The sequence below is a fragment of the Anaerobacillus sp. genome, from assembly GCF_046314235.1.
GTDB lineage: Bacteria > Bacillota > Bacilli > Bacillales > Anaerobacillaceae > Anaerobacillus.
This window is the reverse complement of sequence record NZ_JBKBWN010000001.1, coordinates 349,818-365,749: the sequence shown is the minus strand read 5'-3', so window position 1 is coordinate 365,749 and position 15,932 is coordinate 349,818. Positions and strand designations below refer to the sequence as shown.

Genomic DNA, 15,932 nt, shown 5'->3' with positions numbered 1-15,932 from the left:
TTTCTTAAAACTTATTGACAATAATTCTCACTAGGTAATATACTATAAAAGTGTAAAAGATAATCATTATCAGTTAGAGGATTAAAAGTTGAAATCCCCCCTAGGTTTTTCTTTTTTTTTACATATAATTGATAATGATTTTCATTTTAAATAGGCAACACAGAGGGCAGGGAAGATAAATGAAAATAAGATGGTTATTTCTGGCTTTAATTTTATTGTCTATAACCTCGTTATTTATTGGGGTAAAAGGAATAAGTCCGCTAGATATTTTTAATTTAACGGAAGAACAGAAACAAATCATGTGGGTGAGTCGGTTACCACGATTAGTTAGTATTATCCTTGCTGGAGTGGGAATGAGTATTAGCGGGTTGATTATGCAGCAGTTAACTAGAAACAAGTTCGTTTCACCAACAACAGCTGGAACACTTGATTCTGCTAGACTTGGGGTTTTGGTTTCTCTAATGCTTTTTGCTACTGCTAGTCCATTTGTGAAGATGCTAGTAGCTTTTATATTTGCTTTATTAGGTACATTAATTTTTATGAAGATCTTAGAAAATATCAAGCATAAGGATGTCATTTTTATCCCTTTAGTAGGACTAATGTTTGGTAGTATTATAGGTTCAATTACTACATTTTTTGCTTATAGAAATGACTTAATTCAAAATATGTCCTCTTGGTTACAAGGAAACTTTTCTTTAATTATTAAAGGACGTTACGAGCTTTTATACATAAGTATTCCGCTTATGATTATTGCCTATTTATACGCAAATCGTTTCACAGTTGCTGGGATGGGTGAAGAGTTCTCAGTAAATCTCGGACTTAATTATAAAAGGGTCGTAAATATAGGATTAATTATTGTTGCAGCAGTTACCTCAGTTGTGCTACTTACAATTGGAATGATCCCATTTTTAGGGTTGATTATTCCTAATATTGTTAGTATTTACAATGGAGATAATTTAAAGAGGAACTTGCCACACACGGCGTTAATTGGTGCAGTATTTGTCCTCATTTGCGATATTTTAGGGAGGATAATTATTTATCCTTACGAAATCCCAATTGGAACAACCGTTGGGGTAATCGGAAGTGCAATTTTCCTTTACTTATTGATGAGGAGAAAAGCCTATGAGTAATAAAGCGAAATTAACTATACTATTAGTTTTGTCACTTGTTTTCACAACATTATTTATTTTTTATAATCTCAATTTCAACAGTAATTTAGGATATATATTACCTAGAAGGGCTTCAAAAATTCTAGCTATTGTCATTACAGGTGCGGCGATCGCATTTGCGACGGTTGTTTTTCAAACAATAACGAATAATAGAATCTTAACACCTAGTATTATTGGTTTTGATTCTCTGTATCTTTTAATTCAAACGTTTTTAATTTTTGTTTTTGGTTCTACAAGTTTATTAGTTATCAATAAAGAGGTAAATTTTTTATTATCTTCAGGTATTATGATCGTTTTTGCAGGGCTATTTTATAAACTATTATTTAGCCAAGGTAGAAATATTTATTTCTTGCTTCTTGTCGGGATTGTACTCGGCACATTGTTTTCAAGTATTTCTACATTTATGCAAGTACTAATTGATCCGAACGAATTTCTTATCGTACAAGACCGAATGTTTGCGAGTTTTAATAATGTGAACACGGACATTTTAACTGTTGCCATCATTTTATTTATACTTGTAACGATTTATTTTTGGAAGTATTTGAAGTACTTAGATGTGCTTTCGCTCGGAAGAGATCACGCGGTTAATTTAGGAGTCGCTTATGATCATGTAGTGAAAAGACTTTTAATCGTCGTAGCAATTTTGGTCTCAATTTCAACAGCTCTTGTTGGCCCAATTTTATTTCTAGGGTTATTAGTAGCCAATGTAGCCTACGAATTCATTAAAACTCACAAGCATTCATACATTATTACGGGTGCGGTGCTTATCAGTGTTTTAGCTTTAGTTAGTGGTCAGTTTTTAGTAGAAAGAGTTTTTTTATTTTCAGTACCTATTAGCGTAATAATTAACTTTATTGGTGGTGTGTACTTTATCTACTTACTATTAAGGGGGAATAAATCATGGTAGTTGTAAAAGGCGTTTCAAAAAAATACGGAAATAAAAATGTCGTAGAGGATGTTTCTGTAAAAATTGAAAAAGGAACAATTACTTCGTTTATTGGACCAAATGGAGCGGGGAAAAGTACACTGCTGTCAATGATTAGTCGTTTAATTGCTAAAGACTGTGGTCTGATTAACATTGATGATAAAGAATTAAGTGAATGTAAAAGTGAAGATTTAGCAAAGAAAATCTCCATACTTAAGCAGTCCAACCATTTGAATATACGATTAACTGTAAAAGATTTAGTATCCTTCGGTCGATTCCCATACTCTAAGGGGAATTTGACGAAAGAAGATTGGGAGCATGTCAACCAAGCGATTAATTATATGGAACTTGGTGACATGCAGAATAAATTTCTAGATCAACTAAGTGGTGGCCAACGTCAACGAGCCTTTATTGCGATGGTTATTGCTCAAGACACTGAATATGTCCTACTAGATGAACCACTAAATAATTTAGATATGAAGCATTCGGTTCAAATCATGCAGGTGCTCCGTAGATTAGTAGATGAACTTGGAAAAACAGTCATTATCGTTATCCATGATATTAACTTTGCTTCATGTTATTCGGATCACATCATAGCCCTAAAAGATGGAAAGATTGTGAAAAAGGGAACGACACCTGAGATTATCAATCAACAAGTGTTAAAAGAAATTTATGATATGGATATACATATCGAAAACATCAATCAAAATCGCATTTGTGTTTATTTCTAAGGTTTTATAGTAACTACTAGGTAACTCGTCATTTTTGATTGTTATATAAATAGTCTGATCACCTATTTATTGAAGCGCTCAAAAATAACTTTTACAATATATTAATTTCTATAACAAGGAGAAATCGTCAATGAAAAATAGCTTATTATTACTCTTAGCATTACTAGTAACTTTTGTTTTAGCCGCTTGCGGAGGACAACAAACGAGTGGAAATGAGTCAGTCGAACCAGTTAAAGAGCCAGAAACTGCTGATGAGGTAGTTATTGAACAACCTGGTGAACTAACTTTTGAGCATCGTTTAGGTGAAGTAACCGTTTCTATTAATCCTGAAAAAGTTATTGTTTTTGACTTTGGTGTATTGGATTCTCTAGATAAATTAGGTGTTGAAATTACTGCTTTACCAAAAGGAACTATTCCTCAGTATCTTTCAAAATATGAAGATGAAAAGTATGAAAATGTAGGTAGTTTAAAAGAACCAGATTTTGAGAAAATTGCTGAAATCAATCCAGACTTAATTATTATTTCAGGAAGACAAATGGATTTATATGAGGAGTTTGCAAAATTAGGACCTACGTTATTTATGGCTGTAGATAATGCCGATTTTATGAAATCTTTTTCTAGTAACTTAGAAGTTCTTGGACAAATTTTTTCTAAGGAAGACTTAGTAGCCTCTGAATTAGTTACGATTAATGATGCAATTGCTGCATTACAAGAGAAGACTTCGGCTGCGGGGAATGCATTAGTTGTATTAGCAAATGAAGGAAACATAAGTGCATACGGACCGGGTTCGCGCTTTGGTGTTTTACACGAAACATTTGGTTTTGCTGCTGCAGATGAAAACATTGAAGTTTCTACACATGGTATGAATGTTTCATTTGAGTACATTCTTGAAACAGATCCAGACTATTTATTTGTTGTAGATCGTAATGCAGTAGTAGGCGGTGAGGCTGCGGCAAAAGAAACGATCGAAAATGAATTGGTACAAAAAACAAAAGCTTTTCAGAATGGAAACATTGTTTATCTTGATCCTGAGTTTTGGTATATTTCTGGTGCAGGACTAATTTCTATTCCAGAAATGATTAAGGCTATTGAAGAAGCGATACAATGAGTACCTTCTAAATAAGGTGAAAAAATATAGTATATGAAAAAGTTATATAGGGACAAGGGGGACAGATTACTGTTTCCCTTGTCCCCGTTTTTATTGTTAACAATGAAACTTAAATCTAACCAAAACCGTATTAAGGTAAAGATAATTTAAATATGAGTGGTATAGCTTAACGATTAAATGATTATTAAGAAACGAGGTGTCGAAAATGATAAGAATATCAGTGATAAACTATTAATGTAAACTAACGTTCATTATAAAGGAGAATTGTGATGTCAAAAAGTATATTAAAATTTCTCTTCATTTTTGGTGTTTTTTTTACCATCGGATATAATTTTGGTCATTTAACTGAAGGGACGATTTTTGAAAATCCTTTAATTTTTTTAATTACCATCTTTGTGATTATTTTTGCTCTCCAATATTTAGTTAATAAATTTATGGGGAAAAATCATGGGAATAATAGCGAAGTAGATTCGGTATTACAAGAGTTTGAACATACGTGGAATATTAAGTATAAAGGTGGAGAAATGAAGATCGTCAATAACTACAATGAGGAAAAGTTATTTCTTAATGATACACTCGTCGATCATAATAAACGATCAAGCTGGTATTCATGGCTTAAACCGTACCATATACTCAAATCTGATATAAATCTGAACGGACAGTATTACCCACTTAAAGTAAAACTTGGGGGCTTCTATAGCTTATGTTGTAAAGTGTATGTTGAAGGGCGATTAGTTTTTGAAGATAAAGTAAAGTACAAATATTTTGGAGATACAATTAAAAAAATCGAAAAAAATGTTGATGGATCATTTTAAGGAAGAATATAAAGGAGTTACGCGATGGATTATTTTAAAAGACTTAAAGAAATACAACAACTCCAATGGGAGTTGTTTATTGATTACTGGTATTTACATATTGCTGTTGTTTTATTTGGAATTGGTATAGTCGTAGTTTGGGTTCTTAAAAAATGAAGTGAAAGAAAAAGCTTATTAATATATTTGGTTAAGGTTTAACCTTTATAAATACAAGAGCTGCGTTAGGTTTTCAAGCCTTAGCTGCTCTTGTATCGCTAAAAAGAAGCACTTTTCGTACCGTTATGATCGTAAATTTGACTATTTGCTTCATCGATGACCTATTATAAAAAATTTTCTTCAACTTCACCGTTTTCTAGTAAGAAAAGTACAGTTAATCGATCAACGACTGATACTTTTCTTTTACTATGTCTGTCAAAATCTCTTTTTTATAAAAATGATTGGCATAAACGTTTAACATCATTTCGTTTGCATCCGTAATTTCTATTTTCCATAATACGCGATTAATTATCTCCGCCAGCTCACTAGGATTCGCATACATTGTGTTCCATGCTCGTACTTGTACTTCTAAATCTTGACTCAAGGCGGCGGCTTCGATATTTTCTGCTGGTATAGGTTGATTAAGATGTGCATACGGATCTTCATAAACGTTTGTGTAGATAAACTCAATTGGATTGCATTCACTTAAATCATACGAAAAACGCTCATGCCCTAAAGTAACAATCATTTCATTTTGTCCAAATTCAATCGACCCGTTTTCTATGACGAAACCATCTGCTAATGATTGTATGGGACTCTCTACATGTGGTGTAATGAACCAATATCGGTTTTCTGAATTTAGCTCTGCAATGTATTCAGTAATCGACATAGCTCCAAGCTTATCTTTATCTCTTAATCTCGTATATTCCTTTGGGCGATAGTAATATTGGGCATCTAACTCCCTCATGGTAATTGTCCACTGGCTTTCTGGACATTCATATAATACACGATATGCAAAGCCATCATCGTTTTTTTGTAACTCATCATAAATAAACCATTGTCCAACTTGTAATGGCACATCCGTTTCTTCAGATGTAACACCTTTAAAAATGAAATGAATCAGTGATATTGAGGAAAAGCCACCAACTGTATTAATGTAGAGTAGAAGCGTGTCACCCTCACGTTCAATTCGCTGAATCGTTGAATCATGCAAACTTTCGGCAAAAATATTTTGAGCTGCAGTTGATAAAAAAGGAACAGCTTGTTTTTTACATTCATAGGCTGCATCCAAGATTTGTTCAAATTCCTTGTCTGCTTCCCGCATCCATCGTAAATAATCTTCTCTTACTGTTTTCGGAAGTGTCGGTTGATTTAAAGTGCCGTTTTCAAGATATGGAATGAAACGACATGGCAAGACCTGTAGTAATTCTTCCTTTACTTCTTCAAGTTCCTCTTTTAAACGGGAAAAGAGATCTTCATTTTCTTCTTTTGCTTCTCTTATAGCTAACTCCCAATCGCTGTCCGATTCATGAATAGGGAGAAGGTTGCATTTCAAAAACTTTTCTTTTGCTTCTTTTGATATATTCCACATAATCTCACCTCAGAATAGTTGGTAAAAATAGTATACTATAAGTAGTCAGTTTAATTATGGAATGTTTAGGAACTTTATTCGAGCGCTGAAGAGTTTTTTGAAGGAGTCTTATCTTAATAAAAGGAAAATCCTTGCTGTTAGTAGAATACTATCAGTAAGGATTTAGTTTTTTTTGAAGGGGCTTATATATGAGGAAGATATTATTTTTAGATGAAGATACAAGAATAAATTTACAAAAAAGCGTTAATAAGCAGCTTGAAATTAAAAACCGATTATTAAAATTGTTATTCGAAAATGAAAATCATAAATTAAGTTCAAAAGAGGTAAATGTATTGCATAATAAATATCAAGAACAAATTTATATTTTGGATCTAATACAATCAAATCTCCAATTAGGGACAAACCGAAAGGTCATTCAAGATATTAACAGATTAATTGATATATATAATAAAAGCGATATCGAACTAGTTTCGAAATAATGTCATCAATATCATCAGGAGAAATATGATCGTAATATAATTGACTGAGTAAAGAAAGTTAATATAAGCGTACTTTTCATCATCTCTCATAAATAAGCCAATAATACATATTCCTAGCCAGATTAGATTAAGCATTGTTGCAATAACAATAAAGGGTGTACCCAGATCAACTAAATAAATCGGTAAAGGTAATAAACATGCAACATAAACAACCATTTGCCTTTTTGTTATTTTAAATCCATGAACAACTGGAAGCATCGCAACACCCGCTGCTTTATATTCTTCATATTTCCTCATGGCTATTGCAAATGTATGCGGCATTTGCCAAATAAACAAGATTGAAAATAATATAATAGGAACGGTATGGAAACTAGATGCTATAGCCGTCCAGCCAATTAATGGCGTAACCGCACCTGAAACACTGCCTATCACTGTATTTAATGTATACTTACGTTTTGACCACATCGTATATAGAAAAACATAAGTAAACCACCCGATAAATGCATAGATTGTTGCTTCAACGGTTGTAAAAAGTAAGAGCATAAATCCGAGAAGAGAAAGAATAATTCCTATAATCAATACAACTCTTAGAGGAATATTACCTGTTACCGTCGGGCGTTTTTTCGTCCTTGCCATGATTGAGTCAATATCGACATCGTACCAGTTATTAAGAACAAGTGCACCAGCCATAACCAATGTGCTTCCGATGATTGTTAACAAGAACATATCAAAGTATTCCAAAAAGGAGACATTTGAAAAATACAACGCTAACCAAAAACCTGTAAATACCGGTAGAACATTGGCAATTAAAACAGGGAGTTTTACTAACGATTTTAAGTCAGCAATTAAAGTTAATGCCTTTTGTCTATCAAAGTTCGAACGCGTTGTTTCCCCACACTTCTGCGAGGAAAGTATATTTTGTTTATTCATTTTTTGCCTCCTCTAAGAAGTACTTCAAACAATTCTTTTCCGATATTGGCAGACTCGAATTACTCGTATTGTGAAGGATCAACAAAAGCTAAATACAAGAGGTAAATAATCATACCAACTGCTGTTAATAGAAACGACCAACCTAGAGCTAGTTGCTCAATAAGCAAGTAATTATTACATAACTGATCGGGAGTTAGAATATAAAGTAAACCCATCCCTAAAAATACGATAGTAAAAAAAGTGATGACTGCATTTCTTCGAAAATCACTAAGCTTTTTCCAGCTGTCACGTAATGGAACCCCAGCTAAAAATGGTAAACTGATAAATTTAAACACTTCCACACTTTGTAATGTTAGTGCTTCATCCATCGTTCTTGGTAATAACCAGTAACCCATAATGATGATGAACAATAAAATCCCTGGTATCCCATTTTGATTCCACTTTTCAAAAAAACGAGGAAATCGTTGTTGAAAGAAAGGTGTCATTAATAAACCTGCGATAATTAGCATTGGCATTTGCATATGCATATGAATGACCATAACCGACTCCATAAAAGTAGCAACTGGAGGAATAGCTAAGAAAATAAATAAGGCCAAACCTATCTTAAATTGTTCCATAGCTTATTCCCCCTTGTCATTTTCAAGTATTGTAGTAACTGTATTTGTAGCTTCTTCTACGTTTGTAAAATCCATAATGTTTGTAAGCGTCCCTTGTCGATTAACGAGATAAAACGCTGAATTATGGGTGAAGTGTCCATTATCATTAGGAATGACGATTACCCCAAACTCTTTTAACAAATTATCTAGCTGACTTTGGTCTGGAATTGTTGCCATTCTCCATGTTTCTCCATCACTATCAAAATAGTCTTTATATCGATCTAATGTAGCCGGATCGTCTTTCTCAGGATCAAAACTAATACTTAAAAAGATGATATCTTCCCCAACATATTGCTTAGGAATACGGTCGTACACGTGCCCCATGTTCGCCTCTAGTTGCCAGCAGACCGTTGTGCAAGCTGTATACATAAATGTAATAAATACATATTTATTTTCAAATTCAGAAAAAGAATAAATTCGACCATTACTATCCACTAACGTTACATCTGGAAATTGAGGTTGATCTTTCATTAATTGATTAAACCTTGCCGTTTCTGCTGTAAATGCACGAAATCCATCTGTTCCTACATAAAACAAGAGACATCCGAATAATAAAACAACAATGATAGCAATTGTATTATGCTTAGTTTTATTCATGTAGGTCACTTCCTAACTTTAAAAGTATCAAACTAAGAGTAAAGAGATAGCCGTAGATTACGAACTATCCCTCTACTTAACTAGCTACCAAGTTCTAAATGGCGGTGACCCTGGCGGTGCGTTCACAATCATGTCAACGATCGGGACAACATAGGCCATTGCTACAACAATAATCATTAGTACAACCCATACTCCCCAACGTTCTGTCCAATACCCAGAAACGTCACCTGGTTCCTTTTCTGCAATTGGGAATTCTGTCTGACCTTTTGGTGCAAAGAACATAAGATTGATTACTGCGTAGAATTGGATAAGGACCCCAATTAATAAGAGTACGGCACCGATACCGATTAACATCATGTACGGATCCCATCCAAGTGCTGCTGCGTGATCTCCATATGTTGTGTAAGAAGTTCTTCTTGGTGAACCGAATAATCCTGCCGTGTGCATTGCGAATGCCATTAGGATCATCGCACCTGACCAGATGATTGTTTGAATGACACCCAATTTATTCATCGCTGGTGTTAATACACGTCCTGAAAGAAATGGTATTAACCAGTAACTAATTCCAAAGAAAGTCATCGCTACAGACATACCTAGAGTTAAGTGGAAATGTCCAACTACCCACATCGTGTTATGAACAACTGAATTTAATTGGAACGTTGTTTGAGCAATACCTCCTGCACCAGCCGGAGCAAACGCAAGCATTGCAATAAACGGAGCTAAGAAACGAACATCGCCCCACGGTAATACCTTCAGCCAACCAAGAATACCTTTACCACCTTTTCTTCTAGCAGTACGTTCCATGACAACAAATAGTGCATATGCCGTCATTAATGAAGGAAAACCAATCGCTAAACTCATAAATACATGCATATATTTGATTGTATCTGAAATCCCTGGGTCAACGATTTGGTGATGGAAGCCCCCAGTAATATTCATAATCACAAGCGCAATAACAACTACCCGTGTTAAAGTATCATTCCAAAGCTTTCCACCGATCACTCTTGGTACAATGACATACCAAGCAGATACTGCTGTCATATACCAAATATTAACCGCTGTATGTCCAAACGCCCAGAACAGCGTCCTTGCTAACATCACGTTGATTGTATCAACCCAACCAAGTGACCAAGGAAGGATTAAGAATAAAACTTCTACGGCAACAAATAGTGTACAAGCGAACAGTAAAACAAATGCGCCTGTTGCAAAGAATGAAAGGATTGGAAGATGTTGACCTTTATGCCTCTTTCTCCAGTTTGCTACTTGGATATAAGCTCCAAAGCAGCATGCCCAAATCCCCAGCACAACAAATACTAAGCCGAAGTAAAAGATTGGGTTTGCCTTCATCGGTGGATAGAAGGTGAATAAGACGGATGCTTCGTTCATGAGCACCATTATGACAACTAATACCGTACCGAACATCGCTAATCCAAAACCGATCCAACCAAGTCTTCGAACTTTAGGTAGAAGACCACCTAATGTATGTGAAAGACCTGAGTAAAAATATCCAATCATAAAGAACCCCGAAAATACTACGATCAACAACAGTCCGTGAGCAGTAAGAACTTGATAATAGTTAAGCCACGTTGGTAATTCTAATAGTCCTGCACGATTTATCCCTTGTAATAGGCCGAAAAGTCCCCCGAGAAGTAATGCGACAAATGATACTAATAAAAATGATTTCGTTAATTTTGCATCCTCAGGATTTACTCCTAACACTTCATTTGTTTTATCTTTTAACGTTTGTGCGCTCATAAGTTCCAATGTAATTCCCCCCTTTATTTAACAGTAATCGTTGTCGCCATATACTGGTGACCAATCCCACAATACTCATTACATAACACTAAATACTCACCAGGTTTATCAAACTTTTGCGTAACATTTAAGATATGCCCAGGTACAACCATCCCGTTTACATTTGTATCTACAATTTGAAATCCATGGACAACGTCCTTTGATGTTAATTTAAAATGAACCGTGGAACCTGCCGGAATTTCAAATGTGTTTGGAGTAAAACTATAGAGTTGTACTGTCATCACTACTTCATATTCATTATCACCTATCTGCGTAATTCCTGGATTATCAAACGGTGCGATCTGGTCGACTCTCTGTGGATCGATTGTTTCCACTCCCCCTGGAGGTGTCATTCCTAGCGCAAACGCTTGGTACCCCGTCGCAATCATAAACATCATGATCATACCAAAACTAATTGTTAGCCATATTTTTTCTGATTTATGCATTTTTCCCCATCCCCCTTCTACACTCTAACCATATAAAATCCGTATAGAGTAAGATAACTAATTAAAATGACTACCCCGACAAAACCAACCCCTATAGCTGTTCCAACTAAAGTTGTTGCTTCCTCACCTTGCTTTTTATCTAATTTTTTGATCGCCATTCTTTCAACCTCCCCTTCGTTGATAATTTCATTTTAAATCACAATGATCATCCAGTAAGTGACAATAGTCACCTAAACACTATAAAGAAAGTGTAAATTTTAAAATGTGTAATATATTTTAGATATCCACAATTGCTACTGAAAAATAAGGGTACAATTGTCTATAATAAAAATAACGATTGTTGAGAGGAGAAAACAAAAATGAAAATCTCAAAAGAAACTTTGGAAGAACTGATTGATTGCTATGATGATAGTCAAATGGATCATGAATATTTTCTTAATATCGAAACAAACGAAGTTGCATTTTTATCGAGCTTTATGGTTAGAAACGAGTATGATGAAGTAATGGAAGAAGTTGAGGAAGGATTTGGCGAAATCTATTTTAGAGTGCCTCAAACAGACTCTCATGAGGGTTTTACAGACATGGAAGAATTCGTTGAAACGGTTGCTTCTGATAAAATTAAATCCGAGTTGTACGATGCCCTCTCTAGAAATAGAGGTGTATTTCGAAGATTTAAGGATGTATTGGCAGAAAATCCAGATATTCAACAGCAATATTATCAGTACAAATATGACATAAATAAAACTAGGATAATTGATTGGCTACGATCAGAAGAAATTTTGATTGACGAATCTTAAGATTAAAATAGGGATAGGTTGCAGTCTGTAATTTTAAAGCTTTATGGCTTAATGTAACCTACATTTATTGGTGGTTCTGTAATCGTTGAAACTTGTTTAGTTGACCGGGAATAGAAAAACTATTTATTGATGCGACTTTTTGAAAGGAGATCATCCTTTGGATAATAAAGTGAAAAAATTATTTAGTGGGCGTAAAGCGGTCCTTGCAACGATGCATAAGAAAGAGCAAGTAATTGCTCCTATATTGGAAAGTGAGCTAGGACTAAAAATAGTCGTACCTGTTGAGTTTAATTCAGATGTTTTTGGAACATTTACAAATGAAGTTGAGAGAACCGGTGATCAACTTGAGGCCGCAAGGAAAAAGGTGGAAGTAGCAATGCTTCAAACTGGTTTGAACATTGGGATTGCTAGTGAGGGATCGTTTGGCCCACACCCGGTTTTTTCATTTGCTCCCTTTAATCGAGAGCTAATCCTCTTAGTAGATCGAGATCTCGAACTAGAAATAACCGGTTATATAGCAAACAGTGATACAAACTATGCACAAAAAGAAGTAGCTAGCTTTGAGGAAGCCGCTGCTTTTGCCAAGTCTATTGGCTTTCCTGAGCATGGTGTAATCGTAAAAAAGAATGCTACCACAACAGATCCAAATGAAATAATTAAAGGGATTACGGATAGCGATCAATTGAGAGACTCGGTAGCTTTTTTTACAAAATCTCAGCAAACCGTCTTCATCGAAACTGATATGCGAGCAATGTACAATCCTACTCGAATGAACAATATTAAGCTAGCGACACTTGATCTAGTATCAAAAATGAACTCGCTATGCCCTAATTGCCAGACACCAGGCTTTGAGGTAATTGAAATTAAAAAAGGCTTACCATGTCAACTATGTGGCTTTCCTACTAACATGACTTTGCTACAAGTTTATGAGTGTAAACAGTGCAAGCGACAAAAAGAAGTTAAATACCCAAATGGAAATAAACATGCCGATCCAACATATTGCAATGTTTGTAATCCATAGGGACACAGGTCCCTTGTCCCATTATCAAAGCAAAGGAGAAGTTTTTATGTCGAAAAGTTTAAATGATTTTGTAAATGAAGCAATAACTAATACAAACGAATTTAAAGAAGACGATATCGAAGCATTGAAAGATTTAGTTAGAAAAGCAGTTCAGTATTTTAATTTAAAATCACGTGAAGAAGCTGAGTTAACAGAGGTGGGGATCGTGAGAGTATTACATTTAGCTTCAATTATTGAAGAAAACCTCTTATCTAAAGTTGTTGAACTCTCCCTAAAGGGTGGTCAGCATTTAAGTGTTGAAGGCGTCTACGAAGGCCAAGTTATTAGATATTATTAAGGGACAAGGGGTACAGATCACTGACCCCTTGTCCCTCTGTTTATTTGTGATTGAAAATGTTAGAATAACTTTGCAGGCATTATGTTAGAAAACAAATTTATGATTTCGAGGGTATTTCAATGACAGTTCTAAGTTACGAACTTTTAATTAATATTTTGTTTATTATTACTTGTTTATTTATTTTTCAATTATATATAGATGGATTAGGAGCTGCATCTTTAAAGCAACAAAAAATTGGGATTTTTATTACTACTGGGCTAGCGATCATCCTTTGTACAGTCCTTCCGATTAGTTATGGGAATTATTATACTTTTGATTTAAGACAAATCCCCTTTTTGTTAGGGAGCTTAACAGGTGGACCAATTGTTGCAGTTTCTCTGTTTTTGGTTACAAATGTTTTTCATGTTATTTTAGGTGGTCCAGGTATATTATCTAATCTGACTATATCATTTACGATTTTAATCTTGTCTTTCTTTCTATCTGAAAAGTTTAATTCAATGTCTTTTATAAACCGTGTACTCTTTGCATTCGGTTTGTCAATATTTTCATCCGTATATACATTTTTTGTGGTGTGGTTATTTACTGGTACTATTAAGGTTTCCCTACTTGTTGATTATTTAATTATCCAAGCGATCGGCATGTTTTTTATATCATATATTGCTGAAACTTTAAAACAGAACTTTACACTGAAGCAAAAAGTAATAAAAACAGAAAGGCTTGAGGTTGTTACTCAACTTGCAGCATGTATATCGCATGAAATTCGTAACCCCCTTACCACTAGTAGAGGCTTTATGCAGTTATTAAGTGAGCGTAACATAGATCCTTCCGATAAAAAGTTTTTTAACCTTTCTATTCAAGAAATAGATCGAGCAGAAAAGGTAGTAAAAGACTTTCTTACTTTTGCCAAACCTGAAATTAAAAAAGAAGAAGAATTGTATTTGAGGGAAGTATTGGAAAAATGTATTGAGATATTAACGCCATTAGCTAACATGAGTTCAGTAAACGTTTCAACTCACTTTACTGAAAATCTAACTGTAATGGGAGACCGTTCGTTATTTCTACAATCATTAATTAACATTATAAAAAATTGTATCGAGGCAATGCCAAACGGTGGTGATTTGTTAATTAAAACAGGTGTAAAAAGCAATACAAACGAGCTTTTTATTTTCATAAGCGATACAGGCATTGGTATGTCAAAAGAACAGTTGACTCGATTAGGAGAACCTTACTTCTCTACAAAAGAAGGAAAAGGAACAGGTTTAGGAATGATGGTTGTGTATAGAATAATTGAGATTATGAAAGGAACAATTAAGGTCGATAGTAAGATTGGGGAAGGTTCAACTTTTACTATTACTTTCAAAGATCAATGGGATAAGGTGACAGGTACCTCGTCCCAAACAACGTAAAAAAGGGACAGTTTCCTGTCCCCTCCCTATGCAAGTCTCATCTTAAAATCTTGATATCCGAACTGATGAGCAATATAGCAATCCCCGTCTTTACCTTTAACAGCAATAGTTGGTAATGGCATGCCGTTAAACGTGGTGTTCTTCACCATCGAGTAGATGGCCATATCACCAAAAACTAGTCGATCGCCATGTTTAAGTGGCTGGTCAAATGAATAATCTCCGATTACATCGCCTGCCATACAGGTTTGTCCACCAAGTCGGTATGTAAATGGTTTCTCTCCTGCTTCTCCTGATCCAAAAAGAGGTGGGCGATAAGGCATTTCAAGCACATCAGGCATATGACATGATGCTGAAGTGTCAAGAATTGCAATTTCGATTCCGTTTTCAATCGTATCAAGGACGGTTGTAATCAGGTAGCCGGCATTAAGCGCAACGGCTTCCCCTGGCTCGAGATAAACTTGTAAACCATAGTTATCTTGCATTCGTTTAATACATTTTTCTAATAATGGGATATCATAATCTTCTCTTGTAATATGATGACCGCCACCAAAGTTAATCCATTCCATTTGTGATAAATATGGACCGAATTTTTCTTCAACTGCATTAAGCGTTTTTTCTAAATCGTCAGAGTTTTGCTGACAAAGAGTGTGAAAATGTAAACCTGAAACGCCATCAAGTAATTCAGGTCGAAAGTGCGCTTTCGTTACACCGAAGCGCGAACCGATTGCACAAGGATCATAAATGTCATGTCCACCTTGGGTTGAGCATTCAGGGTTAATTCGCAAGCCGACTTTTCTACCAGCTTGAAGTGCTTTCTCTTTGAACTTTTCTAACTGTGAGAAGGAATTAAAGATAATATGATCACAAATCGAGATTATTTCATCTATTTCATCATCACGATAGGCAGGGGCAAAGACATGATTTTCTTTGCCCATTTCCTCGTAACCTAGACGAGCTTCATATATTCCGCTCGCTGTCGTGCCATTTAAATATTTTCCAATGAGAGGATACATCGCAAACATGGAAAATGCTTTTTGTGCCAAAATAATTTTGCAGCCTGTTCGTTCGATAACCCCATTTAGAACTTTAAGGTTTTTCTCTAAAAGATCTTCATCTACTACATAACATGGTGTTGGTAACTCTTCGAACCGCAT

The 15,932-nt window shown here is 34.9% G+C and carries 19 protein-coding genes; 11 read left to right on the top strand and 8 right to left on the bottom strand.

Annotated features, from left to right (window positions below):
* Positions 1-179: 179 nt before the first annotated feature.
* From ACK4M9_RS01680 to ACK4M9_RS01655, 6 genes are all read left to right on the top strand, one after another.
* The gene (locus ACK4M9_RS01680) at positions 180-1,130 is read left to right on the top strand and encodes an ABC transporter permease (RefSeq protein ID WP_409847177.1); all 951 of its coding nucleotides are present in this window, start codon (positions 180-182) and stop codon (positions 1,128-1,130) included.
* Positions 1,123-2,076, top strand: a complete 954-nt coding sequence (locus ACK4M9_RS01675; RefSeq protein WP_409847175.1) for an iron chelate uptake ABC transporter family permease subunit — start codon at positions 1,123-1,125, stop codon at positions 2,074-2,076. Before ACK4M9_RS01680 ends, ACK4M9_RS01675 begins: the two co-directional genes overlap by 8 nt.
* Positions 2,070-2,825, top strand: coding sequence for an iron ABC transporter ATP-binding protein (locus tag ACK4M9_RS01670; protein ID WP_409847172.1), 756 nt, complete (start codon positions 2,070-2,072; stop codon positions 2,823-2,825). The genes ACK4M9_RS01675 and ACK4M9_RS01670 overlap by 7 nt, the downstream gene beginning before the upstream one ends.
* A 130-nt stretch (positions 2,826-2,955) precedes the next feature.
* A complete protein-coding gene (locus tag ACK4M9_RS01665) occupies positions 2,956-3,933 on the top strand; it encodes a siderophore ABC transporter substrate-binding protein (RefSeq protein WP_409847169.1) in 978 nt (325 codons plus the stop codon).
* A gap of 269 nt (positions 3,934-4,202) precedes the next feature.
* Positions 4,203-4,748, top strand: a complete 546-nt coding sequence (locus tag ACK4M9_RS01660; RefSeq protein WP_409847167.1) for a hypothetical protein — start codon at positions 4,203-4,205, stop codon at positions 4,746-4,748.
* Between the two features lie 24 nt (positions 4,749-4,772).
* Positions 4,773-4,904, top strand: a complete 132-nt coding sequence (locus ACK4M9_RS01655) for a hypothetical protein (RefSeq protein ID WP_409847165.1) — start codon at positions 4,773-4,775, stop codon at positions 4,902-4,904.
* Positions 4,905-5,118: 214 nt separating this feature from the next.
* On the opposite strand, the gene ACK4M9_RS01650 is transcribed toward ACK4M9_RS01655, so the two are convergent.
* A complete protein-coding gene (locus ACK4M9_RS01650) occupies positions 5,119-6,315 on the bottom strand; it encodes a DUF4085 family protein (RefSeq protein WP_409847162.1) in 1,197 nt (398 codons plus the stop codon).
* Positions 6,316-6,503: 188 nt separating this feature from the next.
* On the opposite strand from ACK4M9_RS01650, the gene ACK4M9_RS01645 reads away from it, so the two are divergent.
* Positions 6,504-6,794 (top strand): hypothetical protein, encoded by a 291-nt coding sequence (locus ACK4M9_RS01645; RefSeq protein ID WP_409847160.1) that lies wholly within the window; start codon positions 6,504-6,506, stop codon positions 6,792-6,794.
* On the opposite strand, the gene cyoE is transcribed toward ACK4M9_RS01645, so the two are convergent.
* From cyoE to ACK4M9_RS01615, 6 genes are all read right to left on the bottom strand, one after another.
* Positions 6,780-7,724, bottom strand: a complete 945-nt coding sequence (gene cyoE, locus ACK4M9_RS01640; protein ID WP_409847158.1) for a heme o synthase — start codon at positions 7,722-7,724, stop codon at positions 6,780-6,782. The genes ACK4M9_RS01645 and cyoE overlap by 15 nt on opposite strands.
* A gap of 59 nt (positions 7,725-7,783) precedes the next feature.
* Entirely contained in the window at positions 7,784-8,341 is a 558-nt protein-coding gene (locus tag ACK4M9_RS01635) for a hypothetical protein (protein WP_409847156.1), read from the bottom strand.
* Between the two features lie 3 nt (positions 8,342-8,344).
* Positions 8,345-8,977 carry an SCO family protein gene (locus ACK4M9_RS01630; RefSeq protein WP_409847154.1) on the bottom strand — a complete coding sequence of 211 codons (633 nt, stop codon included), beginning with the start codon at positions 8,975-8,977 and terminating at the stop codon, positions 8,345-8,347.
* 84 nt (positions 8,978-9,061) lie between these two features.
* A complete protein-coding gene (locus tag ACK4M9_RS01625; protein ID WP_409847368.1) occupies positions 9,062-10,732 on the bottom strand; it encodes a cbb3-type cytochrome c oxidase subunit I in 1,671 nt (556 codons plus the stop codon).
* A gap of 23 nt (positions 10,733-10,755) precedes the next feature.
* Positions 10,756-11,217 carry a cytochrome c oxidase subunit II gene (locus ACK4M9_RS01620; protein WP_409847153.1) on the bottom strand — a complete coding sequence of 154 codons (462 nt, stop codon included), beginning with the start codon at positions 11,215-11,217 and terminating at the stop codon, positions 10,756-10,758.
* A 17-nt stretch (positions 11,218-11,234) separates the two neighbouring features.
* A complete protein-coding gene (locus tag ACK4M9_RS01615; protein ID WP_409847150.1) occupies positions 11,235-11,375 on the bottom strand; it encodes a hypothetical protein in 141 nt (46 codons plus the stop codon).
* A 201-nt stretch (positions 11,376-11,576) separates the two neighbouring features.
* On the opposite strand from ACK4M9_RS01615, the gene ACK4M9_RS01610 reads away from it, so the two are divergent.
* The 4 genes from ACK4M9_RS01610 to ACK4M9_RS01595 all read left to right on the top strand — a co-directional run bounded on the left by ACK4M9_RS01610 (position 11,577) and on the right by ACK4M9_RS01595 (position 14,778).
* On the top strand, positions 11,577-12,014 hold the full coding sequence (locus tag ACK4M9_RS01610) for a UPF0158 family protein (protein ID WP_409847147.1): 438 nt from the start codon (positions 11,577-11,579) through the stop codon (positions 12,012-12,014).
* A gap of 157 nt (positions 12,015-12,171) precedes the next feature.
* Entirely contained in the window at positions 12,172-13,035 is an 864-nt protein-coding gene (locus ACK4M9_RS01605; RefSeq protein ID WP_409847144.1) for a DUF6671 family protein, read from the top strand.
* A gap of 46 nt (positions 13,036-13,081) precedes the next feature.
* Positions 13,082-13,372, top strand: a complete 291-nt coding sequence (locus ACK4M9_RS01600; protein ID WP_409847141.1) for a DUF6407 family protein — start codon at positions 13,082-13,084, stop codon at positions 13,370-13,372.
* A gap of 119 nt (positions 13,373-13,491) precedes the next feature.
* Positions 13,492-14,778, top strand: coding sequence for an ATP-binding protein (locus tag ACK4M9_RS01595; protein ID WP_409847138.1), 1,287 nt, complete (start codon positions 13,492-13,494; stop codon positions 14,776-14,778).
* 26 nt (positions 14,779-14,804) lie between these two features.
* Here the strand turns inward: ACK4M9_RS01595 and nspC are convergent, their stop codons facing one another.
* Entirely contained in the window at positions 14,805-15,932 is a 1,128-nt protein-coding gene (gene nspC, locus ACK4M9_RS01590) for a carboxynorspermidine decarboxylase (RefSeq protein WP_409847135.1), read from the bottom strand.